Genomic DNA, 23,762 nt, shown 5'->3' with positions numbered 1-23,762 from the left:
CTACCGAATGGTGCAGCACCTGCTGGGGTGGGAGCCGTCGTCGGCCGCGCCAACCCCCTTCATCAGAGGTCACCAGCCGTGGTTGGGGCGGCGCTGTGAGAGCAAAGTCACTCCGTGGGGCACGGGCGGCAGGCCGGCAAAGGTGCACACAAGATTGCTCCACGCCTGCAGGTGGGCGCTGACATCAGGGCCCTCGGGAGTCCATGAGGCGCGCAACTCGATGTCAATGGCGTCGGGGCGAGAGGCCAAAGTGCCAAAGCCTTCGGAGAGGACACGGGTGGCGGTGCCGCCGGCACTGCGGTACCGGGCACCTTCCTCCTCCAGTGCCTCCACCAGCCAAGCCCACGCCACGTTGGCCAGGAGTGCGTCGTTGCCCATGTCGGCCTCGAGCTGTGCCCGCACATACGTGACGATGCGGAAGGTGCCGTCCCATAGATCGGAGCCGTGGGGGTCGTGCAGCAGGATGAAGCGGCCCGTGGCGAGCTCTTCACCATCCACCATGACCTCAGCACCGAGCGCCACACCAAACGGGGCAAGCCGTGCCGGGGCGGGGACTTCTGCCAACGAAAGTTCAGGGCGGGTTCGGGCCGCCCGCAGCGACGCCAAGGCAGATTGGAAGTCAATGGGAAGCTGTGGGATAGGACTCACCTTGGCAGATTATGACCACGCCGGACCAAACCCCGGCAGGCGCGCCGCAACAAAGGTGAGCGCCTAGGCTGCCAGCTCCGCACGCAAGGCGGCCACGAAGGCATCAACGTCAGATTCCTGGGTGTCAAAGGAACACATCCAGCGCACTTCCCGGGCGGCCTGGTCCCAGTCGTAGAAACGGAATTTCTCCCGCAAACGCTCAGCCACGCCGTCGGGCAAAATGGCAAACACGCCGTTGGATTCGGTGGGCTGGGTGCACTGTACCTCGGGGAGAACCTCCACTGCTGCTCGTAGCCGCGCCGCCATGGCGTTGGCGTGCGACGCCGAACGCAGCCACAGGTCATCGGCCAGCAGCGCCAGCAGCTGGGCCGAGATGAAACGCATTTTTGAGGACAGCTGCATGTTCATCTTGCGCAGGTAGATCAGCCCGTCGGTGGCCTGCGGGTTCAACGCCACCACGGCTTCGCCAAACATGATCCCGTTCTTGGTGCCACCAAAGGACAAAACGTCCACGCCGGCGTCGGAGGTGAACTCACGCACCGGAACGCCCAGGTGGGCGGCAGCGTTGGCCAGCCGTGCCCCATCCATGTGGACCTTCATGCCCAGGGAATGGGCGTGGTCGCAGATGGCACGTACTTCCGCCGGGGTGTAGCAGGTGCCCAGCTCCGTGGTTTGGGTGATGGAGACGGCCAGCGGCTGGGCGCGGTGTTCATCGCCAAATCCCCAGGCTTCCTTGTCAATCAGATCGGGCGTCAGCTTGCCATTGTCGGTGGGGACGGCCAGCAGTTTCATGCCGCCCACACGCTCAGGAGCCCCGTTCTCGTCCATGTTGATGTGGGCTGTTGAAGCGCACACCACGGCACCCCAGCGCGGCAGGAGCGACTGCAGCGCCAGCACATTGGCGCCGGTGCCGTTGAAAACAGGGAACACCTCAACGTCGCGGCCAAAGAGCTGCCCCATCTCCTGGCGCAGCGAAGTGGTGTAGTCATCCTCGCCATAAGCCACCTGGTGCCCGCCATTTGCTGCGGCCACGGCAGCCAAAACTTCCGGGTGAATGCCGGAGTAGTTGTCGGAGGCGAAGCTGATCACAGCGGGGTCGTGAAGCTGGGTGGATTCGGGGTTCACAAAGACCTTCTCTAGTTAAGGATGATGCGCGCGCCGTTAAGCTCGCTGGCGTCGGTGGAAAACAGCTCCGCCACGGTGCGGCCCAGCAGGCCCACATCGGTGAAGCCGGGAAATTTGCGTTCGGGGGAGCGGGCCCGCATGGAGTCATCCACCAGGGCTTTCACCACAAGCACGACGGCGGCACTGGCGATTGGTGTCCCGCCCGTGGCGGCCTCGGCTTCGAAGCCCTGCGCCACGGCCTGCACCCAGGTTTCGGCCGCAGCCTTGATGGCAGCGTAGTTTGCGTTGCCGGCCGTGGGTGCTGTGACGGAGCTGGAGGAGACGATGGCGAGCCGGCCCACGGGGGAGGTGGCCAAATCGGCGAAGAACGCCTTGCTGGTATTGCGCAAGGTGCGGAGTACGGAAGCGTGCAGGACGTCCCAATCTGTGTCACTTTGCGCGGCGAGATCAGCTCCTCCGCGCCATCCGCCCACCAGATGGATGAGTCCGTCAACTGGTCCAAAGTCCGTGTGGACGCTGGCGGCCAGTTCGGCCACTGCCGCAGGATCCGCCAGGTCGCAGACCAAGGGTACGGCGCCGGCGGTGAGCTGGGCGGCGGCACTGATGCGTCCGGCGTCGGACCCTACTGTGAGCACGCGCATGCCAGTGCCGAGCAGTTCGTTGGCCACGGCAATGCCGGCGGCACTGCTGCCGCCGGCAATGAGCACCAGGGGAGTCGTCATAGTTCTTAGAATACCCATTCAGGCAGCACTGGTGCCTGTCATGCCGGAGGTGGACTCGATGACGGCGGCCATTTTCTTGTTCAGGGCCTCGTAAAACATGGACAGCGGGAATTCGTCGTCCAGGACCTGGTCCGTGATTTCACGCAGCGGTGCGGTCAGGGGGAGGGCGTCGGGGCCCTTGGCCCAGGTGGAAGCGGGATTGGGTGTCAGGGTGGCTGCCACCAGCTGGTAGGCGGCCAGCCAGTGCGCCAGCTTGGGGCGGTCGATCGAGCGCCAGTAGAGGTCCTCGATCTCACGGCCAAGCGCAATCACCATCTCCGGGACTTGGTCCCAATCGATGGTCAAGCGGGTGTCCGTCCAATGCAGCACGTGGTGCTGGTGCAGCCAGGCGAACAGCAGCTGCCCGCCCAAGCCGTCATAGTTGCGCACCCGGGAACCGGTGATGGCGAAGCGGAAGATGCGGTCAAAAATCACTGCGTACTGCACCAGCTTGGCGTGTTGGCGGGCCTCGGGGGAGGCCGCCTCGTCATGCTCAATGGCGACCGATTCGCGGTACGCCGTCAAGTCGCAGCGCAGCTCCTCCAGTGAGTACAGGAAGTACGGCATGCGCTGCTTGATCATGAACGGGTCAAAGGGCAGGTCGCCGCGCATGTGGGTCCTGTCATGGATCAAGTCCCACATGACGAAGGTTTCCTGGGTGAGCTCCTGGTTCTCCAGCAATTCCAACGCGTCGGCCGGCAACTCCAGCCGGGTCACCTTGGCGGCTTCACGCACCACGCGGCGGAAGCGGGCAGCCTCACGGTCCTGGAAGATGGCGCCCCAGGTGAACGTGGGCGTCTCCCGCACGGCCACACTCTCCGGAAACAGCACGGCCGAGTTGCTGTCATAACCGGGAGTGAAATCAATGAAACGCAGCGGCACGAACAGTTTGTTGGAGTAGTTGCCGGCTTCCAGCTCGCCGATGAATTCGGGCCAGATGACTTCCACCAGCACTGCCTCCACATGACGGTTGGTGGAGCCGTTTTGGGTGTACATGGGGAAGACCACCAGGTGGCCCAGGCCGTTGATCCGGTGTTCTTGCGGGTTGAAGGCCAGCAGCGAGTCCAGGAAGTCGGGGACGCCCAGGCCCTGCTCCAACCATTTGCTGAAGTCCTGGACCAAAAGGTGCAGATACGCGCCGTCGTGGGGGAAATGCGGCGCCAGGTCCTTGATGGAAACCGTAATGGTTTCAATCAAGGACGCGGCGGCACCATGATCTTTTGGCTCGGGCACGGAGCCGTCCTTGACCTGCAGCGATGCCAGCTGCGTGGCGGCATTTTTCAGGGCCAGCCAGGCGGGATCCGCCACCAGCGTGCCGTAGTCAAATGTGCTGACATCCGTTGTTGCCAGGGATGTTGGTGCCATCGAAAGAGTCATGGGATTTGTCCTTTACTACTGTGCGTTCAGGTCTTTTCCCGAGCGTAGCAACGGAACAGTAAATCTAATGTCAAAATACATCGAGCATAAGAAACTCTCGTGCTCAGGCGTTTTCTGGCGCTTCTGGCGACAGCGTCACCGGACGCTCACGCAGTTTCAGACTCACCGAGTTGATGCAGAACCGCTGATCCGTGGGGGTGTCGTAGCCTTCACCCTCAAAGAGGTGGCCAAGATGCGAATCGCAGGCCATGCACCTGACCTCAATGCGTTCCATCCCCAAGGTTTTGTCATGCAAGTAGCGCACAGTGCCATCTGCCAGCGGTGCAAAGAAGGCCGGCCAGCCGCAATGTGCGGAGAACTTTTCCTTGGAGGTGAACAGTTCGGCGCCACATGCACGGCACTCGTAAACGCCCTCTTGGGTGGAATCCCAGTACTCGCCGGTGTACGGCCGTTCGGTTCCAGCCTGGCGCAGCACCTGGTACTCCGCCGGCGTCAGTTCGTTGCGCCATTGTTGGTCGGTTTTTACTACTGTCGGCACTGCCGAATTTTCAGAGGTAGTCATAGTTGTTCCAACGCTTAGGAGTCGCCAATAAATCCCGAACCCGAATACAAATGCAAAACCGGCAGGCCGAGCTTGCGTTGCGCCTGGTTCGCCCAGTCCTGCCTGAAAGTATCGGCCACGGCATGGGGCCGGGTGACCACCACTGCCTGCCGGGCCCCGGTCTCGGTGACCTTGGCAACCAGGGAGCTAACGGCGTCGCCCACGGCAACACTGCCGCTGAACCTGGCGCCGGAGGCTTCCAGCACGGCCAAGGACTCTGCCAGGGTTTCATTGGCCTCGGCACGCACGGCGTCGGCGTCGGGCTTCTCACGGATTTCACGCAAGGCGCCGGGAAGATCCAGCATGGTCAACTGGTCAATGACATCCACAAACAAGTTCCGTTTGGTGTCGGCGGGAACCAGCAGCACCAGTTCGACGTCGTCCTCCGGGCCGTACAAATCGGCTATGTTGGCCACGTCCACGGCTGTTAACGGTTCTTCGGTCAGGATGATGATCGTATCGCTCATGGCACCAGCTTAGGCTTCCGTGGACTATAAACAATGCCAAGTGGGCAAGTTGTGCGAAGAAAGTTACGGACGCGTCCGGTGTGCCGCTCGACGTGCCCCGGCACGATGGGCACAATGGTCATATGGCTACCTCGGAGCAGCAGTCCAACAAATGGCTTAAATGGGGTGCCCTGAGCGCTGGCGCGGCAGGAATTGGTGCCGCCGCAGTGGTCACGGCCACCTCAGGGCTGGCGGCGTACTTTGCCCTCAAGGTGGTGACGCCGGAGAAACAAAAAGTTGCAGACGTGGCCATTTTGGCTGTCATTGCCAACGGGCCCGAGCAGCAGGTAGTGCTTGAAGCCACCGCTGACACCACCATCGAAGGCAACTACGGGCTCTACTTCAAAGGCGGCGCCGCCCACGCCATTATTGGCCGGGTCATCTCCTATGTGCCACGCGAAGGCAGTGTCACCCGCGAAGTTCTTTCCGTCTATGGAGGCGATCTGCGCTCAGCCACCGCCGGCTGGTGGTCGGGCAACCTCTACTCCCATCCCGAGCAGATGGACCTGCCGTACGAGGATGTCACACTCAACTTGCCCGTTGGGGAGGCGCCGGCTTGGCTGCTTCCGGCACTGAACCCCGGACCCACCTGGGCCATCATGGTCCATGGCCGCGGCGCCACCCGCAACGAAGGCCTGCGCGCAGTTGCCACGGCGCACAAGCTGGGCATGACCGCGTTGCTCATGTCCTACAGGAACGACGGCGACGCCCCCGCGACGCCCGACCGCAGGTACGGCCTGGGCATCACCGAGTGGCAGGACGTTGAAGTGGCCATTGATTTTGCCGTCTCACGCGGCGCCAAGGACGTTGTCTTGTTTGGCTACTCCATGGGAGGGGCCATCAGCCTCCAAACCGCAGACCTTGCCCGGAACCGCAAACATGTTCTGGCCATGGTCCTGGATGCCCCCGTCATCAGCTGGGTCAACGTTCTTGCCCACCAGGCGCAGATGAACAGAATCCCGGACTACGTTGGCCGGTACGGGCAGCTCATGCTCAGCCATCGGCTGGGCAGGCGCATCACAGGCCTGGCCGCACCCGTGGACTTCAAGAGCATGGACTGGGTGGCCCGAGCCATTGAGCTGCGGACGCCGTCGTTGATCCTGCACAGCATCGACGACGACTTTGTCCCCTACGAGCCCACCGCCGAACTGGCCAGGCGCAACCCGGAAATGGTCACCTTTGAACCGTTCAGCAAAGCCCGGCACACCAAGGAATGGAATGTGGACCCGCAACGCTGGGAAAGTTCCGTAGAAACCTGGCTGCGCCCCCGACTGGGCAGACACGGACTGCCGCGGGAGTAACTCGGTTCGAGTCGTCCGGCAGGCCATGTCCGCCGCTCGCGTCCTTCTCGAAATGGGGCTTGTGCCCGCACCGCGCCACACACGACTTCGTCGGTGTGTCCGCGGCGACGCCCACCACGCCGCAAGCCCCATTTGGTTCTGGACGCCGCGGCCCGGCAACCTGGCTGGCATCAGCACCGGGCACGCGTGATACCTAGCCGGGGTGGCCAATTTTTGCTGTGGTCGCCTTGGTCAGGCTGATGAGGTCGGTGGGGGAAAGCTCCACGTCGAACCCCCTCCGGCCGCCGGAGACGTAGATGGTCTCGCAGAGCAATGCCGATTCGTCCAACACGGTGGGGGACTGCTGGCGCTGACCCAGGGGTGAAATGCCGCCCAGCACATAACCTGTGCGGCGTTGGGCTGCGGCGGGATCAGCCATGGTGGCCTTCTTGTGGCCAACGGCCTGGGCCAGGGCTTTCAGGTCCAGCATGCCGTTGACGGGGACAATGGCCACGGTCAGGGTTCCGGCCACATCCGCCATGAGCGTCTTGAAGACCCGTTCGGGTGAAACACCCAAAACATCGGCCGCTTCCGTGCCGTAGCTGGTGTTGGCGGGATCGTGGGCATAGCTGTGGGCGGTGAACTGCACGCCGGCAGCAGTGAGGGCGACTGTTGCTGGGGTTCCTGCACTGGCGGCAGCTGTCTTCTTGGCCATGGCCCAATTATGTCAGCGCACAGCCAGTGCCTGAAGAATCGGGTACGGGAGAATCGGGCAATGAGAAATGCCCCGCAAGGTCACCGTCATTAGCAGGGAGACCTTGCGGGGCATGTCATGAAGCTGCTTGCCCTGGCAGGCTGCTTAGGCAGCGGGACGAGCCCCAGCAACGATCTTGCGTTTGACACGTCCCAGCATGGCGGACATGCCGCGCATGCGCAGGGGCGAGATGGCGCGGGTCAGCCCCAGTTGCTCGGGCATGTCATCGGGCACGGCCAGGATCTCCGCTGCGGTCAAACCATCCAGGCCCTCAAAGAGCACGGAGGCAAAGCCGCGCGTCGTGGGTGCCTCGGGGGGTGCCTTGAAGAAGAGTCGGATGACTTCGCCCTTGTCAGTCTGTTCAGACTCGACAGTCAGGAACAAGGGCGACTGGCATTCCATCACCTGTTCCAGCAACTCGGGGTGATTTGTGAGACGTTCCGGCAAGTCGGGCAGGGACCGCGAGAATTCCAGCAGCAGCGTCAGGCGGTCGCGCTCCTCAAGTTCCTGGAAATCAGTGACGATCTCGGCCAGGGCCGGTGGCAGTGCTTGTGAAGTAGTCATTGCTTTAACAGTACGATTCTTTCTGCTGGCCCGGTAGCTAGTTGGTCTTGGGCAGTTCGCCACGTTCGGAACCAATGGCGATGGGAACACGCACAGCGTTGCCCCATTCGGTCCAGGAACCGTCGTAGTTGCGCACCGTGTCGAAGCCCAACAGGTACTTCAAGGCAAACCAGGTGTGGCTGGAGCGTTCGCCGATGCGGCAGTAAGCCACAACGTCGTCGCCGGGAACCAGACCGGCCTCATCCAGGTAGAGGGCTTCGAGTTCAACGCGAGAGCGGTACGTGCCGTCTTCTGCCGCGGCGCGGGCCCACGGGATGGACGCAGCGGTAGGGATGTGGCCCCCACGCAAAGTACCTTCCTGGGGGTAGGCGGGCATGTGCGTGCGCTCGCCTGTGTACTCCTCGGTGGAGCGGACATCGATCAGCGGCTTGCCCAGGTGTGCCAGGACGTCATCCTTGTAGGCCCGGATGGGGGCGTCGTTGCGCTCCACCACCGGGTAACCTGCGGAGGGGGAAGAGGGTGTGGCCTCGGTGGTCAGTTCGCGACCCTCGGCAATCCACTTGTCGCGGCCGCCGTCGAGCAGGCGAACATCTTCATGGCCGAACAAGGTGAAAACCCACAGCGCGTAGGCAGCCCACCAGTTGGACTTGTCGCCGTAGACAACCACCGTGGTGTCGCGCGAGATGCCCTTGGCGGTGGCGAGCAGTGCAAAAGCCGCGCCGTCAATGTAGTCCCGGGTGACGTCGTCGTTCAGGTCAGTGTGCCAGTCGATCTTGACCGAGCCGGGAATGTGGCCCGTCTCGTACAGCAGCACGTCCTCGTCGGACTCCACAACCACCAGGCCGCCGTCGGCCGTGGCGCCGTTGGCCAGCGCATCCGCGAGCCACTGCGTGGAAACCAGGCGCTCCGGGTGGGCGTACGCTGCGAACTTCTCGTTTGATTCAACTGCAACAGGCATGATGTCCCTTCTTGTAAACCGTGCTGCCGCGGATACATGACGCGACAGCTGTTCCTAACTCTCAGCGTAACCAGTTGGTGTTCGTATTACTTCCCGAGTGTTAACGCAAGGCAATATGGGGTGGGTATTCTTGTATCCGTGATGCGCCTATCACGAACGCCTGAAATTTTTTGATGATGGGAAACATCCTTGGTACACGTTGAGCAACTTTCCACCCGCCGCCCGGCAGTATCGGTGGAGGAACTGCTGGCGGGATTCGTCCCGTCGCCGCGTTTTGGTGAGGTTGCCTTTGCCACCTACCGCCCCGATCCTTCCCAGCCCTCCCAGGCCGAGGCCGTGACAATGCTGCAGAACTTTGCTGCCGATGCCGCGCACAAGCCCGCCACCGGCCTGCGGAAACTCTTCGGCGGCAAGGCCAAGGTCCCCGCCGGTCGCGCCGGAATTTACCTTGACGGTGGCTTTGGCGTGGGCAAGACCCACCTGCTGTCCTCGCTGTGGCACCAGATGGAGGGCCCCAAAGCTATTGGCACCTTCGTGGAGTACACCAACCTGGTGGGCGCCTTGTCCTTCCGTAAAACCGTTGAGGCGCTCAGCGCTTACAAGCTGGTCTGCATTGACGAGTTTGAGCTGGATGATCCCGGAGACACCGTCCTGATGTCGCGTCTCATGCGTGAACTGGCCGACGCCGGTGTGAAGTTGGCTGCCACCTCCAACACCCTGCCGGGTTCCCTGGGCGATGGGCGCTTTGCGGCCGTTGACTTCCAGCGTGAGATTCAGGTGCTGGCAGACCAGTTTGAGATCCTGCACATTGACGGCGAAGACTTCCGCCACCGCGGCCTGCCCACTCCTCCGGAGCCTGTTGCCAACAGCGACTTGGATGCGCGCATGCGCCAAGATTTTGCCGGGCGCACCGTGGCTGTGGATGACTTTGGTACCCTGGTGGACCACCTGGCCGGCGTCCACCCGTCCCGGTACCGCCAGATGCTTTCCGGGATTGACGCTGTGGTGTGGCGCAATGTGCACACCATCACCGAGCAGTCTGTTGCGCTGCGCTTTGTGGTGCTGGCGGACAGGCTCTACGACAAGGATGTGCCCATCCTGGCCAGTGGTGCGCCGCTGGATCAGTTGTTCACCCCCGAAATGATGGCCGGCGGGTACCAAAAGAAGTACTTCCGTGCTGTGTCACGACTGACGGCGCTGGCCCGTGAAGCCCAGGAACTGAGCGTGCCCGCACCCGTGGGATAAGCGGTTAAAAGCGGAAGGCGTCGGTACCGTCTCTCGACGGGACCGACGCCCCCTTGACGCTCTGATCAAGAGCGAAAGGTGAGTTACTTTGCTGCGCCGTCTACAAAACCTGACGCGGCCTGCTGCGCTGAGTCAATCTGGTCCTTGAACTTGTCACCAGTCTTCTCATCGACAAAGTCACCGACTTTTTCAATGCCACCCTTGATGGCGTCTTCCTTGCCGGCGATCAGTCCCTCTGCCTTGCCCTTGATATCGTCAAAAATAGACAATAGGCACCTCCCTTCGCTCCTGGGGTCTTTTGCGCCCCAACTTTCTCCAGCCTAGTGGCTTGGTTCACGTTGTCAACCATATTTTCTTTGCGCTTAATGGGTGTGCCAGACTGGATAATGCCAGATGGCACCCGGACGAGGTGCGCCGTACCCGGCCAGCGAAAAGACGGCGTCAAGGAGAAATTGTCATGGCCTGGATTATTTTGATCGTCTCGGGAATGCTCGAAGCTGTATGGGCAACGGCCCTGGGCAAGAGCGAAGGCTTTAGTAAATTGGGCCCCAGTATTTTGTTTGTTGTGGCGTTGATTGCCAGCATGGTTGGGCTTGCCTGGGCCATGCGCACCCTCCCCATCGGGACCTCGTACGCCGTGTGGGTGGGCATTGGGGCAACGCTAACGGTTGCCTATGCCATGATCACCGGCACGGAGGCCGTCTCACTGTTGAAGATTTTGCTGTTGCTGGGCCTGGTTGGCTGCATCGTGGGCCTCAAGCTGGCTCACTAGTCCCATCGCGCTGTCGATGTGGTGATTCGCTGCCGATATATCAACAGCGAATCACCACATCGACAGCGCTGGGCTCTCGCCCCCAGTTTTGTGGCACGAAAAAGCCCCTCTGATCAGCGTTTGTGCTGGTCAGAGGGGCTTTTCTTTGGGTGGGCGATACTGGGTTCGAACCAGCGACCTCTCCGGTGTGAACGGAACGCGCTACCACTGCGCCAATCGCCCAAAAGTGAACTGCATAATCGCCAGGCGATACATGCGCGTTCCTGTGGTGCGTTCAAAATAATAGCTCAAACTTTCCCGTGCTCATAATCGTCATCTTCGAACTCCCTGCCGCATGGAGTGCAGCCCATGGCGCATCACCGTCCACCCCACCGTTGCGGCAGCCAAGGTGGCTGAAAAGCAGCAGGGGAGTGGCCGGCGTCGACCATAAAAGGATGGAATGTGACGAGCACCTCACAGGAAATTTTGGGTGAACGCGGCAAAAACACCCCGAAAACGCTCAGGAATGACACGGCTGTAATTCGAATGAAGGGCCCGGCATCCGCGCCATCTCAACGATCTGGAGGACCAGGCTCCCTCAAGGGGCATTGGCGTGCGTGGTCGATTTGGTGATTAGGAAAGGCCTCGGGTATTGTTTTTACCGCAGCAACACGGACTACCGAAGCGGAGACGCAAACGGGAGAAAATGTTACTCATGCGGTTGTAGCTCAGCTGGTAGAGCACCACCTTGCCAAGGTGGATGTCGCGAGTTCGAATCTCGTCAACCGCTCGCATGACACGGTTCAGTATTCACGGTGGGGTGGCCGAGAGGCGAGGCAACGGACTGCAAATCCGTGCACACGGGTTCGAATCCCGTTCCCACCTCCAGTTTGACTGAAACAACGTATTTTGCTGTATAGTTCAGCGGGATGCATTGGGCGATTGGCGCAGCGGTAGCGCGCTTCCCTGACACGGAAGAGGTCACTGGTTCGATCCCAGTATCGCCCACGAATGAGTTTGTCTCGTTCAGCTGATGCAAATCAGTAAAGCAGTAAATTGCGGTCGTAGCTCAGCTGGTAGAGCACCACCTTGCCAAGGTGGATGTCGCGAGTTCGAATCTCGTCGACCGCTCAGATGTATGCGTAAAAACTGCCGGAATCCTTGTGGGTTCCGGCAGTTTTATGCGGTGCTCTGTTTTTTGGGGCACTTTGGGCGATTGGCGCAGCGGTAGCGCGCTTCCCTGACACGGAAGAGGTCACTGGTTCGATCCCAGTATCGCCCACGAATGAGCCTGGCTCATTCAACTGATGCAAGTCAGTGAAGTAGTAAATTGCGGTTGTAGCTCAGCTGGTAGAGCACCACCTTGCCAAGGTGGATGTCGCGAGTTCGAATCTCGTCAACCGCTCCAAAAGAAATGCCGGAATCCATGTGGTTCCGGCATTTCTGTTTAACCCGTGAGCTTTCGCTGGGTGACTTATCCACAGATAAGCCCCTGGCTGGGCCACGGTGTCCGACGGTAGTGGAATAGTAGAGGTATGACAGCACCAGCTTTGGCACACAGCACCGAATTGGGGCGCATGTACGCCCGTTCCCTGCAGGACCCGCCCAAGGTCCCTTCCATCACCACGGTCATTGGCCAGCAATCCAACACCCTGGACGGCTGGATTGGCTATATGGCGGCAACTGCCGTGGCGAAACACCCCGATTTGGGTGCGGCCGTGGGCAATCCTGGTCAGTTGCGCACAGTGGTGCGGGACAGCTCCAACGCCGCCGAACAGTTCCGGGACGCCGCAGCAGCCCGTGGCGACCGGGTGCACAATTATTGCGAACAGGTGTCCTTGCGCGCCCTGGACAGGCCGCACCAGTTGGCTGAGGCCCGCGAAGCCCTGGCCGAACACGGCGAGGAGAACTTTGCGCTGCGCTTTGACACCTGGTGGGAGGACTACCAGGTCAAGCCGCTGGCTCCGGAGGTCACCGTCTGGAATGAAACGCTGGGCTACGCAGGAACCTTGGATTTGGTGGCCACCATTGGTGGCAAGCTGTGCATCATCGACTACAAAACCAAAGGCACCGACAGGAATGGCCAGGTCAAGAGCCTGGACGCCAAGGTGGTCATGCAGTTGGTTGCGGGGATGAAGGCAGAGGAGTCCATTGTTGATGAATCCGCCGGCACTTGGGAACCCTGGAAATACGGAGCCGACCCCATCTTGCTCGGCGTTGCCATCGGCGAAACAGAAGTCCGGACACTGCGGGCAAACCCCGAAGTACTTAAAGCCCACTGGTTTAAGTTCGCCTCACTGCGACGTGTGTGGCAAACCTCATTGGATGCTGCCGCCGCCGGGACACCTTTGCTGGAAATTTCGCCGCCCGGACGTTGAGCGCCAACTAGACTTAGAAGCCCCAGCATTCCCCTGAACCGGAACGCATCAATTCCAAAGTGAGGTCCCCACCCATGGCCATCCTGAGCATTCGCATCATCGGCGACCCTGTCCTGAGAACAGTGGCCGAGGAAGTGACAACCTTTGGCCCCGAACTGGCCAAGCTCATTGACGACATGCACCAGACAATGGTGGATGTCCGGGGGGCCGGGTTGGCGGCACCCCAAGTTGGTGTCAACAAGCAGATCTTCACGTATTCGGTGAATGGCCAGGAAGGCCACATCATCAATCCCATCCTGGTGGCCAGCGACGACCTCGCCACCGCACAGGAAGCTGAAGGCTGCTTGTCGGTGCCGGGCCTGGGCTTCAAGGTTGAGCGTCACAGGTGGGTGCGCATCACCGGTGTGGACAAGAACGGCCACCCCATCGACATGGAAGCAACAGGCGTCCTCGCCAAGTGCTTCCAGCACGAAACTGACCACCTGATGGGCAAGCTCTATGTGGACCGCCTTGAGGGTGAGGACCGCAAGGAAGCCTTGCGCGCTATTCGCACCGCCAATTACCACGATGTCACGGCACAGACTGTTGCCAAGCGGGCCCGCACTGTGGGCTCAGCTTTTGGCGCAGGCGCCGCCCAATGAGGATACTTTTTGCCGGAACACCCGCTGTAGCCTTGCCGTCGCTGGAAGCCTTGCGCGCCGCAGGGCATGAGATTGTTGCTGTCCTGACCCGCCCGGATGCGCCGTTAGGCCGCAAACGGGTGCTCACGCCGTCGCCCGTTGCAGCCCGCGCCCAAGAGCTTGGCCTGCCTGTCATCAAGGCCAACAAGATCGACGACGAAGCTGCCGCGGCCATCGCGGCCGCGGCGCCGGAGGTGGCCGCCATTGTGGCGTACGGGGCGTTGATCCCCGAAAGTGCTCTGACCATCCCCACGCATGGCTGGATCAACCTGCATTTCTCCTTGCTTCCCGCCTGGCGCGGCGCGGCCCCCGTGCAGCACTCCGTTATCAACGGTGACCAGGTCACCGGTGCCGCCACCTTCCTGCTGGAAAAGGGGCTCGACACCGGACCCATCTACGGCACCATGACCGAGGGCATCCGCCCCACCGACACCAGTGCGGAGTTGCTGGAACGGCTTTCTCACAGCGGGGCAGTGCTGCTGGCCCAAACCATGGGTGGCCTTGAGGCAGGTGCGCTCAGTGGCGTGACCCAGCAGGGCGAGATTTCGCTGGCCCCCAAATTAACGTTGGAGGACGGCCACGTGCGCTGGAGCGATCCGGCCCTGGCCATCGACCGGCGGGTTCGCGGCGTGACGTCCGAGCCGGGCGCCTGGACTCTGCTCGGCGGCCAGCGTTTCAAACTGGAACCGGTTTTGCTGCGTCCAGATGTTACCGATCTTGCCCCCGGGCAGCTTCGCGTGGAGACGAAATCCGTGCTGGTGGGCACGGGATCGCACGCCATTGAGCTTGTGAACGTGCAGCCGGCAGGCAAAAAACTTATGAAAGCAACAGACTGGGCCCGCGGCCTAGCCAACAAGGAAGATGTGGTGTTTGAATGACCAGCGAGCAAGGCGGACGTTCGAGCCACCAAAGCAACCGATCAGGGCAGGGCGGCAACTCCGGGGGTGTCCGGCGTCGTGATGATGCAGGGCGCGAGCGGAACCGCAGCACCACGCGCAACCGGACGGATACCGCACCGGGGCAGCGCACCCGTGTAGCAGATCCGGCACGGTTGGTGGCTTTTGAGGTGTTGCGGGCCGTCTCGGCCGATGACGCCTACGCCAACCTGGTGCTGCCCACACGCATCCGCCGCCATGGCCTGGACCGCCGCGACGCCGGCTTCGCCACGGAACTGACCTACGGTGCACTTCGCGCCCAGGGCACCTATGACGCCATCCTGACCCAGTGCGTGGACCGCCCGCTCAGCGAGCTGGATCCTGCCATTTTGGATGCCCTGCGCATTGGCGTCCACCAGTTGATGGCCATGCGCGTGCCCACGCACGCCGCCCTGGACCAGACCGTTGGCCTGGCCCGCGCCGTGATTGGTGCCGGCCCGTCGGGTCTCGTCAACGCAGTGCTGCGCAAGGTTGCCGCCAAGGAATTGCCGCAGTGGCTCAGCGAGCTCACCGAGGGTCTCAGCGACGACGTCAAGATTGCCTCCATTGAGCATTCCCACCCGGAATGGATTGTTCGCTCCATGCGCCAGGCCCTGGTGGCGCACGGTCGCGACGTCTCCGAGATCACCGCCTTGCTGGAGGCCGACAACGAGGCCCCCGTGGTGAACCTGGTGGCCCTGCCCGGCCTGGGCGATCTTTCCGAGGCCTTCGAGGCCGGCTTCACGCCCGGTGAATTAGTGGCGGATTCCGCACTGTCCTCCGGCGGAGACTTGAGCCGACTGGAAAGTGTCCGCGACGGCTCCGTGCGTGTTCAGGACGCCGGTTCGCAGCTGGTGGCCAGGGCCTTGGCGGCCGTGGAGATCACCTCCGAACCGAACGACGGCGAGGAACGCTGGCTCGACCTGTGCGCCGGCCCCGGTGGAAAAGCAGCCCTGCTGGCAGCCCTCGCAGCAGAGAAGGGCGCCTGGATCTTGGCCAATGAGCCCTCCGTGCACCGCGCCAAGCTGGTCTCCCAGGCACTCGCCGCAGTGCCGGCCGACACCTGGACCGTGCGCACTGGCGACGGTCGCGACATTGGCAAGGAGCACCCGGACGCCTTTGACCGGATCCTGGTTGATGCGCCCTGCACGGGCCTGGGGGCCTTGCGCCGTCGTCCGGAATCACGGTGGCGCCGCAAGCTCTCGGACGTGGCCGAGCTCGGCCCTCTGCAGCGCGAACTGCTGACCTCTGCCTTGCAGGCAGTCAAGCCCGGCGGCGTGGTTGCCTACGTGACCTGCTCCCCGCACGTTGCCGAGACCATCGCCGTGGTGGAGGACGTGATGCGCAAGCGTGACGATCTTGAACTGCTCGACGCCGGTGCCGCCCTTGACGCTGTCAGCCTCAGCCACAATGTGGGTGCCGGCAACGCCGCCTCGGCTGTGCCCGCCCACCAGAAAATGGCGCAGCTGTGGCCGCACATCCACCAAAGCGATGCCATGTTCCTTGCCCTGATCCGCAAGAACTGACCCGCCCGCACCACCACGAGTGTCCCAGCAGAAAATCCCAGCAGAAAAGATGAGGCTAATTCGTGACCAGTAATTCGCTCAAATGCTGCATCAACCCCAGCATTTTGTCCGCCGACTTTGTGAACCTGCAAGCCGAATTGGCGCGCATCAGCAACGCCGACGCCGTCCACGTTGACGTCATGGACAACCATTTTGTGCCGAATCTGACCCTGGGACTTCCTGTGGTGGAACGGATCCAGCAGGTCAGCCCCATCCCGTTGGACGCGCATCTGATGATCGCCGATGTGGACAGGTGGGCACCGCAGTACGCGGACGCCGGCCTGGCCTCGGTGACGTTCCATGTCGAGGCATCCAACGCCCCCATCAAGCTGGCCCGTGAGCTCCGGGCCCGGGGGGCCAAGGCTGGCATGGCGCTGCGGCCAGCCACCGCCGTCGAGCCCTACTTGGACATGCTCCCTGAACTGGACATGCTGCTCATCATGACGGTTGAGCCGGGCTTTGGCGGGCAGTCGTTCCTGGACGTCACCTTGCCCAAGATTCGCCGGGCCAGGGCCGCCATCGAAGGCAGCGGCGTCAACGTGGCCATCCAGGTGGACGGCGGCATCACGGAGGAAACCATCACCCGAGCAGCCGAAGCCGGGGCCAATATTTTTGTGGCCGGATCAGCCGTCTACGGCATGCCGTCGCCGGAAGAGGCCATCGAATCCTTACGCGCCAAGGGCCAGCTGGCCTTCGGCTAGACTTCCCCGCTTCATAGACTTTAATAGGGCGGGAATGAATTGGACCCACCGCGCATTACATAAGAAGTAGGCAATGCAAATGGCGCCATAATAAGGTGCCATACTATAAGTGCCGTTCGCAATGGCGGGCAGCAAAAATGAAGTATCACGTGCTCCGGGGTCGGTGTAATTCCGAACCGGCGGTTATAGTCCGCGACCCGCGCGCAGCCAGTTGGAAACAGCAGGCAGCGCACGGTTGATCTGGTGAAATTCCGGAACCGACAGTTAAAGTCTGGATGGGAGAAGCACGAACAGTTTTGGCCACCCGCCAAAGGTGTCGCAGCCGCATACGCTGTTGGCGCCGTCGCACGGGTGAGCCCGTTCTGTCGTTACCCCCGGAGCCATCGCGGTCTTGAAAGGGTATAGGTAACGATGGACTTTCTGCGATGGCTCTTTGACGCCAAACTTGAATTTGCCGGTGGCGGATTCCTGCTCTGGCGTGAAGTCATAGGCAATCTTTTTGGGCTCGCCAGCGCCCTCGGCGGAATGCGCCGTAAAATCTGGGCATGGCCCGTGGGCATCATCGGCAATCTCCTGCTGTTCACCGTCTTCATGGGCTCGGTCTTCGGCTCGGCCGACCACGTCAACCTGCTGGGCCAAGCCGGCCGCCAAATCATGTTCATCGCCGTCTCCGTGTACGGCTGGCACAGGTGGAACCAAACCCGCCATACCAAGAACGACGACGGCACGCACGTTGGCGAAGCCGTTGAGCCGCGCTGGGCCGGAGTCCGCGTACGCTGGGCCCTGGTGGGGACCATGATCGCCGGAACAGCAATTCTCACACCAATTTTCCGCGCCCTGGGTTCCTACGAACCCGTGTGGGCGGACGCCTGGATTTTCATGGGCTCACTTTTGGCCACCTACGGGATGGCCAAGGGGTGGGTGGAGTTCTGGCTCATCTGGGTTGCCGTGGACTTGGTGGGCGTGCCGTTGCTCTTTAGCGCCGGCTACTACGCCTCCGCCTTCATGTACATCTTCTACGGCGCTTTCACCTTGGCCGGATTCTTTGTTTGGTGGCGGGTGCGGCGCACCAGCGACGCCTTGGCCCGCCAGGTATCAGTCGATGCCACTTTCCCCGACATCACTGTGAGCAATCGAGAGGTCAAATCATGAACTTGAACACCATGAACCAAGGCGGCATGAGCCCCGAGCCGGAGCACTTCACACATGCCGAGGTGCTCGGCATGGAGACTGCTCTCTCGGCGGCACGGCAGGGCGTCCGCAGCTCCAACCCCCTGGTAGGGGCAGTGATTATTGACGCCGATGGGACGTTCCTGGCCATTGGTTATCACAAGGGTGCCGGGACCGCCCACGCTGAAGCCGATGTGATCAACCGCCTGCTGGGCACCGGGGTGAAACGCGACCTCTCGGCAGCAACCCTCATTGTCACCCTCGAACCGTGCAGCCATGTGGGCCGGACCGGGCCGTGTACCCAGGCCATCCTGGACGCTGGAATTGGGAACGTGGTGTTCGCGTTGCCGGATCCGAACAAGACTTCGGCCGGCGGAGCGGAGATTCTCCACAACGAAGGCATCAACGTCCGGATGGGGTTGATGGCCACCGAAGCCGAAGATCTCAACCGGCAGTGGTTTATTGCCGTCCGGGAGAACCGGCCGTTCATCACGGCCAGGCTGGCGCAAACCGTTGACGGGCGCATCGCCGCGGTGGACGGCACCAGCCAGTGGATCACCTCGAAGGAGTCCCGGCAGGACTCGCACGAACTGCGTGCCCGCGTGGATGCCATTGTGGTGGGCACGGGAACTGTCATCGCGGACAACCCGCGGCTCACAGCACGTGCCGCCGACGGCGCAGACTCCGCCAAGCAGCCCCTGCGCGTGGTGATGGGCCTGCGAGAAATTCCAGCGGATGCAGCCGTCCGCGGCAAGGCGGGCACGGACGACTTCCTGGCCCTGCAAACCCACGATCCGGCCGCCGTCGTCCGGGAACTGCAAGCGCGCGGAGTGGGGCACCTGATGATTGAGGGCGGTGCCAAAATCAACGCGGCGTTCCTTGCACAGGGGCTGGTGGATGAGCTGGTTGTCTACCTTGCGCCGACCCTGTTGGGCGCTGGCATTCCAGCCCTGACCGACCTCGGCATTGGAACCCTTGAAAACGCCCAACGCTGGGAATGGGACAGCACCACGCGGGGGCCTGTGGAAATTCTGGGCCCGGACCTGAAATTGACGTTGATGCCGGCCAAGGCCGCCAGCGTGGAAGGAAAATAGAGCATGTTTACAGGAATTATTGAAGGCCGCGGCACAGTGGTCAGCCTTGAGCAGCAGCCGGAATCGGACAGTGCCGTGCTGGTTGTGAAGGCCGGTGACGTCCTGGACGGGCTGGCCCTTGGCGGCTCCTTGGCCGTCAACGGTGTGTGCCTGAGCGCGGTGCGCCTGGACGGGGGCACGGTTGAAGTAGATGTCATGGGCGAAACCCTGCTGCGCACCACAACAGGTGAACTGCACGTGGGCGACACCGTCAATCTGGAACGCTGCGTGGTGGCTGGCGGGCGGCTGGACGGACATGTGGTGCAAGGCCATGTGGACGGTGTTGGTTCCCTGCTCGAACGCGAGAACCAGGGCAAATGGGACCGCCTGCGCTTTGCCGTGCCCCGGGAGTTGTCGCGCTACATTGCAGAAAAGGGCTCCATCGCCATCGACGGCGTGTCCCTGACAGTGACTGCCGTCAGCCCGGCCGCGTTGCCGGAGCAGTGGTTTGAGGTGGGGCTCATCCCCGTCACGCTGGAAAAAACAGGCTTGGGCGCCAAGGGTGTTGGCGGGACCGTCAATCTGGAAGTGGATGTGCTGGCCAAATACGCCCAGCGCCTGCTGGAATTCAGCACACTTGAGGCGGATGCCCAATGAGTGCCGCAACAGATCCCGTCACGCTGCTGGACCCGGTGTCCCTGGCCATCGCCGCGATGGCTCGGGGCGAGGCGGTCCTGGTGGTCGATGACGAGGACAGGGAAAACGAGGGCGACATCATTTTTGCCGCCCAGCACAGCACCCCCGCACTCATGGGCTGGACCATCCGGCACAGCTCCGGGGTGATTTGCATACCCATGGACCACGACCGGGCTGACGCCATGGCGCTGCCGCCCATGGTGGAGGTCAACCAGGACGCCAAGGGCACGGCATACACTGTCAGCTGCGACGCCACGCACGGTGTCTCCACGGGCATCAGCGCCACCGACAGGTCGCTGAGTGCAACAGTTCTCGCTGACCCGCAATCCATGCCCGACGCCGTCACCCGGCCCGGGCACATGTTCCCCCTTCGCGCCGTGGCCGGGGGAGTGCGCCAGCGTCCCGGGCATACAGAAGCAGCCGTCGACCTGTGCAAGTTGGCAGGGTTGCAGCCCGTCGGTGTCATTGCCGAGGTGGTGGACGACGCCGGCGAAATGGTCAGGCTGCCCGGTTTGCGACAGTTCGCCGATGAGCAGGGCCTGTTGCTGATTTCCATCGCCGACCTCGTTGACCACATGGCGGGAGGGCCCGGTCATGACTGAGAGTTGTGTCAGCGGCGGCCCCGTGGTTTCGCTGCCCACCAAGTTTGGTGTGTTCCAGGCCCAGGCGTGGACGGACAAAGTCACGGGGGCCGAGCACCTCAGCGTCACCTCACCCCATGCTGCGCAAGGGGATCCGCTGGTTCGCCTGCATTCGGAATGCCTCACCGGAGATGTTCTTGGCTCCTACAGGTGCGATTGCGGTGAACAGCTGGACTATGCCCTCGGGCTCATTTACACCCACGGCGGAACGCTGGTTTACCTGCGCGGCCATGAGGGCAGGGGCATTGGCCTGGCCAACAAGATGCGCGCCTACGCCTTGCAGGAGGCCGGTGCGGACACCGTTGACGCCAACGAGCAATTGGGATTCCCGGCGGATGCGCGCGACTACGCCTCGGCTGCCGGCATTCTGGTAGCCCTTGGCTTGGACCGCATCAAATTGCTCAGCAACAACCCGCTGAAGTCGGAGGAACTGAGCCGTCTCGGAATCGCCATCAGTGAGATCGTTGCCACCGAGGTTCCTGCGCGCAGCGAAAACGTCCGCTACTTGGAAACCAAGCGCGATCGCATGCGCCACGTGCTGAACGTGGAAGCACCCGAAAAAGCCACAAGCCACGCAACGTCAAACCCCCAGGAAGGACCCTCAGCATGAGCGGCCACGGAGCACCAGTCATCGGATTCAGCACGGAAGAAAAGTCCCACACATCATCGTTGAAGGTGGCCATCATTGCCGCCAGCTGGCACACCGAAATCATGGACGGCCTGCTGGCCGGTGCCCTGCGCGGTGCCGCGGACGCCGGCATCGCCGAGCCCACAGTGGTCAGGGTCCCGGGCAGTTTCGAGCTGCCCGTTGCTGCTGCGCGGCTGGCACCGAAGTTCGACGCCGTCGTAGCCCTGGGTGTGGTGATCCGCGGCGGCACTCCGCACTTTGACTACGTGTGCCAGGCAGCCACCATGGGACTCACCGACGTCAGCGTCCGCACAGGCGTGCCCGTTGGCTTCGGCGTGCTGACCTGCGACACCGAACAGCAGGGCCTGGACCGCGCCGGACTGCCCGGCTCGGTGGAGGATAAGGGCCACGAGGCCATGACGGCCGCCCTCGCAGCAGCCCTGACCCTGGCCCAGCTGGGCGTCTAACCGTTCCTGAACTTTTGCGCGGAACCCGCCATGAGTTCTGCGCATAAGTACTTATGCGCTGAACTCGAGCCGAGTTTTACGCACAGCTTCAGAGGAATGAAATTATGCGCCGAACTCGTCATGGGTCCGGCGCATAACTTCAGCCAGCTGCCGTGCCCGGCGGGCAGGCGCGGGAAAATGTCCACATGTTGGACGCGGCTGGTGGGTGAATCCTTGGACGGCCCGTAAAGCAAGTAAGCTGGACTCCGTGAAGACCTTCGAATCCCTTTTTGATGAGCTCAGTGCGAAAGCCGCAGCCCGGCCCGCCGGCTCCCGTACCGTCGCCGAACTTGAATCCGGCATTCACGGTATCGGCAAGAAAGTGGTTGAGGAAGCTGCTGAGGTATGGATGGCCGCCGAGTATGAATCGGAAGAGGCCTGTGCCGAAGAGATTTCCCAGCTGTTCTACCACCTGCAGGTCATGATGATCGCAAAAGGACTGACCCTTCAGGACGTTTACAAGCATCTATAGCCACGCGCTGTGGCTGCTTGAGTCGACCCTGAAAAGGCGTTGGAAACGCCAAAAAACTTTTGCTTGAACCGATCTGAAAGAAACTTTCAAATGCTGCGTGTTGCCGTCCCGAACAAGGGTGCCCTGTCCGAAGCCGCCTCAGCCATGTTGGCGGAGGCTGGTTACCGCCAACGCCGCGATAGCCGCGAGCTGGTCATGGTTGACCCTGAGAACAACGTTGAATTCTTCTTCCTCCGTCCCCGCGACATTGCCGTTTATGTTGGCGCCGGAACGCTGGATGTTGGCATCACCGGCCGTGACCTGCTCATGGACGCCCAGGTGGATGCCGAAGAGCTGTTGCCGCTGGGCTTTGCCCGCTCCACCTTCCGCTTTGCCGGGCCCGTGGGCCACTTCAGCAAGGCTGCCGAGCTGGAAGGCAAGCGCCTGGCCACCAGCTATGACGGCCTGTTGCGTGAGTACCTGGCCGAACTTGGCATCAACGCCAAGGTTGTCCGCCTTGACGGTGCCGTTGAGTCGTCCGTGCGGCTGGGCGTGGCTGACGCCATTGCCGACGTCGTCGAAACCGGCAGCACGCTCAAGGCAGCCGGCATGGAAATTTTCGGCGAGCCCATCCTGAACTCGGAGGCCTTGTTGATTGGCCGCCGCGGCGTTACCCCGCCGGCCGGGGTGGAAGTGTTGATCCGCCGCCTGCACAGCGTTTTGGTGGCGCGCCAGTACGTGCTCCTGGACTACGACGTGCCCAAGACGCTCATGGAGAAGGCCACGGCACTGACCCCGGGTCTGGAATCGCCCACGGTTTCGCCGCTGCGCGACTCGGACTGGGTGGCTGTGCGCTCGATGGTCTTGTCCAAGGACACCAACCGGATCATGGACGAGCTGTACGATCTTGGCGCCCGTGCCATCCTGGTCAGCAACATCCACGCCTGCCGCATCTAGGGAGAAGACCCATGAGTGTTGCCATCAGGGTCATTCCGTGCCTGGATGTCGACGCCGGCCGCGTGGTCAAGGGCGTCAAGTTTCAAAACCTGCGCGACGCCGGTGACCCGGTTGAGTTGGCAAAGCGTTACGACCTTGCCGGGGCCGATGAGCTGACGTTCCTGGACGTCACGGCCTCCTCCGGGAACAGGGAGACAACCTTTGATGTTGTCTCCCGCGCTGCCGAGCAGATCTTCATCCCGCTGACTGTTGGCGGGGGAGTGCGCGAGGTGTCCGATGTGGACAAGCTGCTGCGCCATGGGGCTGACAAGGCCTCCATCAATACAGCAGCGATTGCCCGCCCCGGCGTCATCGATGAGATCACCCACCGTTTTGGTTCGCAGGTTCTGGTGCTCAGCGTTGACGCGCGCCGCACGCAGGGCGGGATCACGCCGTCGGGCTATGAAGTGACAACCCACGGTGGCCGCGAGGGCACACGGATGGACGCCATCGAATGGGCCAAGGAAGCGGCCGACCGCGGTGTAGGGGAGATCCTGCTGAACTCGATCGACGCCGACGGCACCAAGGAAGGCTTTGACCTGGAGCTGATCCGGCTGGTTCGCGCCGCCGTGCACATCCCCATCATTGCCTCGGGCGGTGCCGGCAAGCCGGAGCATTTCCCGCCCGCCGTAGCTGCCGGTGCCAACGCTGTGCTGGCCGCATCCGTGTTCCACTTTGGGCCGGACCATGCCATTGCCGATGTGAAAAAGGCTATTCGCGACGCCGGTTACGAAGTCCGCTGATTCCCTCGCCGGCCTCGCGAACGGGCAGTAGTTGTTGATGTTTCACGCAA

At 62.2% G+C, this 23,762-nt stretch carries 27 protein-coding genes, 7 tRNA genes and 2 riboswitches; of the genes, 23 read left to right on the top strand and 11 right to left on the bottom strand.

Going from position 1 to position 23,762, the window contains the following annotated elements; genetic code table 11:
- Window positions 1–69: 69 nt before the first annotated feature.
- The 6 genes from CVS27_RS12020 to CVS27_RS11995 all read right to left on the bottom strand — a co-directional run bounded on the left by CVS27_RS12020 (window position 70) and on the right by CVS27_RS11995 (window position 4,979).
- Window positions 70–648 (bottom strand): DUF3000 domain-containing protein, encoded by a 579-nt coding sequence (locus CVS27_RS12020; protein ID WP_103465971.1) that lies wholly within the window; start codon window positions 646–648, stop codon window positions 70–72.
- Between the two features lie 63 nt (window positions 649–711).
- Complete coding sequence (locus CVS27_RS12015; RefSeq protein WP_103465970.1) at window positions 712–1,773, bottom strand: threonine aldolase family protein; 1,062 nt, start codon at window positions 1,771–1,773, stop codon at window positions 712–714.
- An 11-nt stretch (window positions 1,774–1,784) separates the two neighbouring features.
- Window positions 1,785–2,495: an SDR family NAD(P)-dependent oxidoreductase gene (locus CVS27_RS12010; protein ID WP_103465969.1), complete on the bottom strand. Its 711-nt coding sequence runs from the start codon at window positions 2,493–2,495 to the stop codon at window positions 1,785–1,787.
- An 18-nt stretch (window positions 2,496–2,513) separates the two neighbouring features.
- Window positions 2,514–3,911 (bottom strand): DUF6421 family protein, encoded by a 1,398-nt coding sequence (locus CVS27_RS12005; protein WP_243400155.1) that lies wholly within the window; start codon window positions 3,909–3,911, stop codon window positions 2,514–2,516.
- 103 nt (window positions 3,912–4,014) lie between these two features.
- Window positions 4,015–4,473, bottom strand: a complete 459-nt coding sequence (gene msrB / locus CVS27_RS12000) for a peptide-methionine (R)-S-oxide reductase MsrB (RefSeq protein ID WP_103465968.1) — start codon at window positions 4,471–4,473, stop codon at window positions 4,015–4,017.
- A 14-nt stretch (window positions 4,474–4,487) separates the two neighbouring features.
- Window positions 4,488–4,979 (bottom strand): hypothetical protein, encoded by a 492-nt coding sequence (locus CVS27_RS11995; RefSeq protein WP_103465967.1) that lies wholly within the window; start codon window positions 4,977–4,979, stop codon window positions 4,488–4,490.
- Between the two features lie 122 nt (window positions 4,980–5,101).
- Between CVS27_RS11995 and CVS27_RS11990 the strand changes: the two genes are divergently transcribed.
- The gene (locus tag CVS27_RS11990; RefSeq protein ID WP_103465966.1) at window positions 5,102–6,319 is read left to right on the top strand and encodes an alpha/beta hydrolase; all 1,218 of its coding nucleotides are present in this window, start codon (window positions 5,102–5,104) and stop codon (window positions 6,317–6,319) included.
- A 193-nt stretch (window positions 6,320–6,512) separates the two neighbouring features.
- On the opposite strand, the gene ybaK is transcribed toward CVS27_RS11990, so the two are convergent.
- The 3 genes from ybaK to CVS27_RS11975 all read right to left on the bottom strand — a co-directional run bounded on the left by ybaK (window position 6,513) and on the right by CVS27_RS11975 (window position 8,574).
- A complete protein-coding gene (ybaK, locus tag CVS27_RS11985) occupies window positions 6,513–7,013 on the bottom strand; it encodes a Cys-tRNA(Pro) deacylase (RefSeq protein ID WP_103465965.1) in 501 nt (166 codons plus the stop codon).
- 144 nt (window positions 7,014–7,157) lie between these two features.
- Window positions 7,158–7,616 (bottom strand): SufE family protein, encoded by a 459-nt coding sequence (locus CVS27_RS11980; RefSeq protein WP_103465964.1) that lies wholly within the window; start codon window positions 7,614–7,616, stop codon window positions 7,158–7,160.
- 37 nt (window positions 7,617–7,653) lie between these two features.
- Window positions 7,654–8,574, bottom strand: coding sequence for a sulfurtransferase (locus tag CVS27_RS11975; RefSeq protein WP_103465963.1), 921 nt, complete (start codon window positions 8,572–8,574; stop codon window positions 7,654–7,656).
- Window positions 8,575–8,763: 189 nt separating this feature from the next.
- On the opposite strand from CVS27_RS11975, the gene zapE reads away from it, so the two are divergent.
- Window positions 8,764–9,819, top strand: coding sequence for a cell division protein ZapE (gene zapE / locus CVS27_RS11970; protein WP_103465962.1), 1,056 nt, complete (start codon window positions 8,764–8,766; stop codon window positions 9,817–9,819).
- An 83-nt stretch (window positions 9,820–9,902) separates the two neighbouring features.
- On the opposite strand, the gene CVS27_RS11965 is transcribed toward zapE, so the two are convergent.
- Window positions 9,903–10,088 (bottom strand): antitoxin, encoded by a 186-nt coding sequence (locus CVS27_RS11965; protein WP_103465961.1) that lies wholly within the window; start codon window positions 10,086–10,088, stop codon window positions 9,903–9,905.
- Window positions 10,089–10,202: 114 nt separating this feature from the next.
- Window positions 10,203–10,264, top strand: a riboswitch (guanidine-III (ykkC-III) riboswitch).
- A 12-nt stretch (window positions 10,265–10,276) separates the two neighbouring features.
- Here CVS27_RS11965 and CVS27_RS11960 point away from each other — a divergent pair.
- Window positions 10,277–10,591 (top strand): DMT family transporter, encoded by a 315-nt coding sequence (locus CVS27_RS11960; protein ID WP_103465960.1) that lies wholly within the window; start codon window positions 10,277–10,279, stop codon window positions 10,589–10,591.
- A gap of 150 nt (window positions 10,592–10,741) precedes the next feature.
- Here CVS27_RS11960 and CVS27_RS11955 read toward each other — a convergent pair.
- Window positions 10,742–10,813 (bottom strand) — tRNA-Val (locus CVS27_RS11955).
- A 474-nt stretch (window positions 10,814–11,287) separates the two neighbouring features.
- Here CVS27_RS11955 and CVS27_RS11950 point away from each other — a divergent pair.
- The 20 genes from CVS27_RS11950 to hisF all read left to right on the top strand — a co-directional run bounded on the left by CVS27_RS11950 (window position 11,288) and on the right by hisF (window position 23,712).
- Window positions 11,288–11,360 (top strand) — tRNA-Gly (locus CVS27_RS11950).
- 24 nt (window positions 11,361–11,384) lie between these two features.
- Window positions 11,385–11,458 (top strand) — tRNA-Cys (locus tag CVS27_RS11945).
- Between the two features lie 48 nt (window positions 11,459–11,506).
- Window positions 11,507–11,578, top strand: a tRNA-Val gene (locus tag CVS27_RS11940).
- Window positions 11,579–11,628: 50 nt separating this feature from the next.
- Window positions 11,629–11,701 (top strand) — tRNA-Gly (locus tag CVS27_RS11935).
- A 79-nt stretch (window positions 11,702–11,780) separates the two neighbouring features.
- Window positions 11,781–11,852, top strand: a tRNA-Val gene (locus CVS27_RS11930).
- Window positions 11,853–11,902: 50 nt separating this feature from the next.
- Window positions 11,903–11,978 (top strand) — tRNA-Gly (locus CVS27_RS11925).
- Window positions 11,979–12,105: 127 nt separating this feature from the next.
- A complete protein-coding gene (locus CVS27_RS11920) occupies window positions 12,106–12,948 on the top strand; it encodes a PD-(D/E)XK nuclease family protein (RefSeq protein ID WP_103465959.1) in 843 nt (280 codons plus the stop codon).
- A gap of 74 nt (window positions 12,949–13,022) precedes the next feature.
- Window positions 13,023–13,589 (top strand): peptide deformylase, encoded by a 567-nt coding sequence (gene def, locus CVS27_RS11915; protein WP_103465958.1) that lies wholly within the window; start codon window positions 13,023–13,025, stop codon window positions 13,587–13,589.
- On the top strand, window positions 13,586–14,506 hold the full coding sequence (gene fmt / locus CVS27_RS11910; RefSeq protein ID WP_103465957.1) for a methionyl-tRNA formyltransferase: 921 nt from the start codon (window positions 13,586–13,588) through the stop codon (window positions 14,504–14,506). The genes def and fmt overlap by 4 nt, the downstream gene beginning before the upstream one ends.
- Window positions 14,503–16,068: an RsmB/NOP family class I SAM-dependent RNA methyltransferase gene (locus tag CVS27_RS11905; protein ID WP_103465956.1), complete on the top strand. Its 1,566-nt coding sequence runs from the start codon at window positions 14,503–14,505 to the stop codon at window positions 16,066–16,068. The genes fmt and CVS27_RS11905 overlap by 4 nt, the downstream gene beginning before the upstream one ends.
- A 62-nt stretch (window positions 16,069–16,130) precedes the next feature.
- On the top strand, window positions 16,131–16,808 hold the full coding sequence (gene rpe, locus CVS27_RS11900; RefSeq protein ID WP_103465955.1) for a ribulose-phosphate 3-epimerase: 678 nt from the start codon (window positions 16,131–16,133) through the stop codon (window positions 16,806–16,808).
- 146 nt (window positions 16,809–16,954) lie between these two features.
- A riboswitch (FMN riboswitch) is annotated at window positions 16,955–17,099 on the top strand.
- 120 nt (window positions 17,100–17,219) lie between these two features.
- Entirely contained in the window at window positions 17,220–17,960 is a 741-nt protein-coding gene (gene pnuC, locus CVS27_RS11895) for a nicotinamide riboside transporter PnuC (RefSeq protein ID WP_103465954.1), read from the top strand.
- Entirely contained in the window at window positions 17,957–19,072 is a 1,116-nt protein-coding gene (ribD, locus tag CVS27_RS11890; protein WP_243399926.1) for a bifunctional diaminohydroxyphosphoribosylaminopyrimidine deaminase/5-amino-6-(5-phosphoribosylamino)uracil reductase RibD, read from the top strand. The genes pnuC and ribD overlap by 4 nt, the downstream gene beginning before the upstream one ends.
- A 3-nt stretch (window positions 19,073–19,075) precedes the next feature.
- A complete protein-coding gene (locus CVS27_RS11885) occupies window positions 19,076–19,708 on the top strand; it encodes a riboflavin synthase (protein WP_103465953.1) in 633 nt (210 codons plus the stop codon).
- Window positions 19,705–20,349 (top strand): 3,4-dihydroxy-2-butanone-4-phosphate synthase, encoded by a 645-nt coding sequence (gene ribB / locus CVS27_RS11880; RefSeq protein WP_103465952.1) that lies wholly within the window; start codon window positions 19,705–19,707, stop codon window positions 20,347–20,349. The genes CVS27_RS11885 and ribB overlap by 4 nt, the downstream gene beginning before the upstream one ends.
- On the top strand, window positions 20,342–20,998 hold the full coding sequence (gene ribA / locus CVS27_RS11875; RefSeq protein ID WP_103465951.1) for a GTP cyclohydrolase II: 657 nt from the start codon (window positions 20,342–20,344) through the stop codon (window positions 20,996–20,998). Before ribB ends, ribA begins: the two co-directional genes overlap by 8 nt.
- Window positions 20,995–21,483: a 6,7-dimethyl-8-ribityllumazine synthase gene (gene ribH / locus CVS27_RS11870; RefSeq protein ID WP_103465950.1), complete on the top strand. Its 489-nt coding sequence runs from the start codon at window positions 20,995–20,997 to the stop codon at window positions 21,481–21,483. The genes ribA and ribH overlap by 4 nt, the downstream gene beginning before the upstream one ends.
- A 247-nt stretch (window positions 21,484–21,730) precedes the next feature.
- Complete coding sequence (locus tag CVS27_RS11865) at window positions 21,731–21,994, top strand: phosphoribosyl-ATP diphosphatase (RefSeq protein WP_103465949.1); 264 nt, start codon at window positions 21,731–21,733, stop codon at window positions 21,992–21,994.
- A 90-nt stretch (window positions 21,995–22,084) separates the two neighbouring features.
- A complete protein-coding gene (gene hisG, locus CVS27_RS11860; RefSeq protein WP_103465948.1) occupies window positions 22,085–22,930 on the top strand; it encodes an ATP phosphoribosyltransferase in 846 nt (281 codons plus the stop codon).
- Between the two features lie 11 nt (window positions 22,931–22,941).
- Window positions 22,942–23,712, top strand: coding sequence for an imidazole glycerol phosphate synthase subunit HisF (hisF, locus tag CVS27_RS11855; protein WP_103465947.1), 771 nt, complete (start codon window positions 22,942–22,944; stop codon window positions 23,710–23,712).
- The last annotated feature ends 50 nt before the right edge of the window (window positions 23,713–23,762 follow it).

This window comes from Arthrobacter glacialis (assembly GCF_002909445.1).
Lineage (GTDB): Bacteria > Actinomycetota > Actinomycetes > Actinomycetales > Micrococcaceae > Specibacter > Specibacter glacialis.
The sequence above is the reverse complement of the archived record's forward strand: the minus strand, read 5'-3'. Positions and strand labels throughout refer to the sequence as shown.

What these genes read in the sequence shown, in the direction of transcription:
- ribD (WP_243399926.1), top strand. Translation starts at nt 17,957, where the DNA reads ATGAACTTGAACACCATGAACCAAGGCGGCATGAGCCCCGAGCCGGAG.
- CVS27_RS12010 (WP_103465969.1), bottom strand. Translation starts at nt 2,495, where the DNA reads ATGACGACTCCCCTGGTGCTCATTGCCGGCGGCAGCAGTGCCGCCGGC.
- ribB (WP_103465952.1), top strand. Translation starts at nt 19,705, where the DNA reads ATGAGTGCCGCAACAGATCCCGTCACGCTGCTGGACCCGGTGTCCCTG.
- ribA (WP_103465951.1), top strand. Translation starts at nt 20,342, where the DNA reads ATGACTGAGAGTTGTGTCAGCGGCGGCCCCGTGGTTTCGCTGCCCACC.
- CVS27_RS11960 (WP_103465960.1), top strand. Translation starts at nt 10,277, where the DNA reads ATGGCCTGGATTATTTTGATCGTCTCGGGAATGCTCGAAGCTGTATGG.
- hisG (WP_103465948.1), top strand. Translation starts at nt 22,085, where the DNA reads ATGCTGCGTGTTGCCGTCCCGAACAAGGGTGCCCTGTCCGAAGCCGCC.
- CVS27_RS11905 (WP_103465956.1), top strand. Translation starts at nt 14,503, where the DNA reads ATGACCAGCGAGCAAGGCGGACGTTCGAGCCACCAAAGCAACCGATCA.
- msrB (WP_103465968.1), bottom strand. Translation starts at nt 4,473, where the DNA reads ATGACTACCTCTGAAAATTCGGCAGTGCCGACAGTAGTAAAAACCGAC.
- ribH (WP_103465950.1), top strand. Translation starts at nt 20,995, where the DNA reads ATGAGCGGCCACGGAGCACCAGTCATCGGATTCAGCACGGAAGAAAAG.
- CVS27_RS11885 (WP_103465953.1), top strand. Translation starts at nt 19,076, where the DNA reads ATGTTTACAGGAATTATTGAAGGCCGCGGCACAGTGGTCAGCCTTGAG.
- ybaK (WP_103465965.1), bottom strand. Translation starts at nt 7,013, where the DNA reads ATGGCCAAGAAGACAGCTGCCGCCAGTGCAGGAACCCCAGCAACAGTC.
- pnuC (WP_103465954.1), top strand. Translation starts at nt 17,220, where the DNA reads ATGGACTTTCTGCGATGGCTCTTTGACGCCAAACTTGAATTTGCCGGT.
- hisF (WP_103465947.1), top strand. Translation starts at nt 22,942, where the DNA reads ATGAGTGTTGCCATCAGGGTCATTCCGTGCCTGGATGTCGACGCCGGC.
- def (WP_103465958.1), top strand. Translation starts at nt 13,023, where the DNA reads ATGGCCATCCTGAGCATTCGCATCATCGGCGACCCTGTCCTGAGAACA.
- CVS27_RS11920 (WP_103465959.1), top strand. Translation starts at nt 12,106, where the DNA reads ATGACAGCACCAGCTTTGGCACACAGCACCGAATTGGGGCGCATGTAC.
- CVS27_RS11995 (WP_103465967.1), bottom strand. Translation starts at nt 4,979, where the DNA reads ATGAGCGATACGATCATCATCCTGACCGAAGAACCGTTAACAGCCGTG.
- CVS27_RS11975 (WP_103465963.1), bottom strand. Translation starts at nt 8,574, where the DNA reads ATGCCTGTTGCAGTTGAATCAAACGAGAAGTTCGCAGCGTACGCCCAC.
- CVS27_RS11980 (WP_103465964.1), bottom strand. Translation starts at nt 7,616, where the DNA reads ATGACTACTTCACAAGCACTGCCACCGGCCCTGGCCGAGATCGTCACT.
- CVS27_RS12005 (WP_243400155.1), bottom strand. Translation starts at nt 3,911, where the DNA reads ATGACTCTTTCGATGGCACCAACATCCCTGGCAACAACGGATGTCAGC.
- fmt (WP_103465957.1), top strand. Translation starts at nt 13,586, where the DNA reads ATGAGGATACTTTTTGCCGGAACACCCGCTGTAGCCTTGCCGTCGCTG.
- CVS27_RS11990 (WP_103465966.1), top strand. Translation starts at nt 5,102, where the DNA reads ATGGCTACCTCGGAGCAGCAGTCCAACAAATGGCTTAAATGGGGTGCC.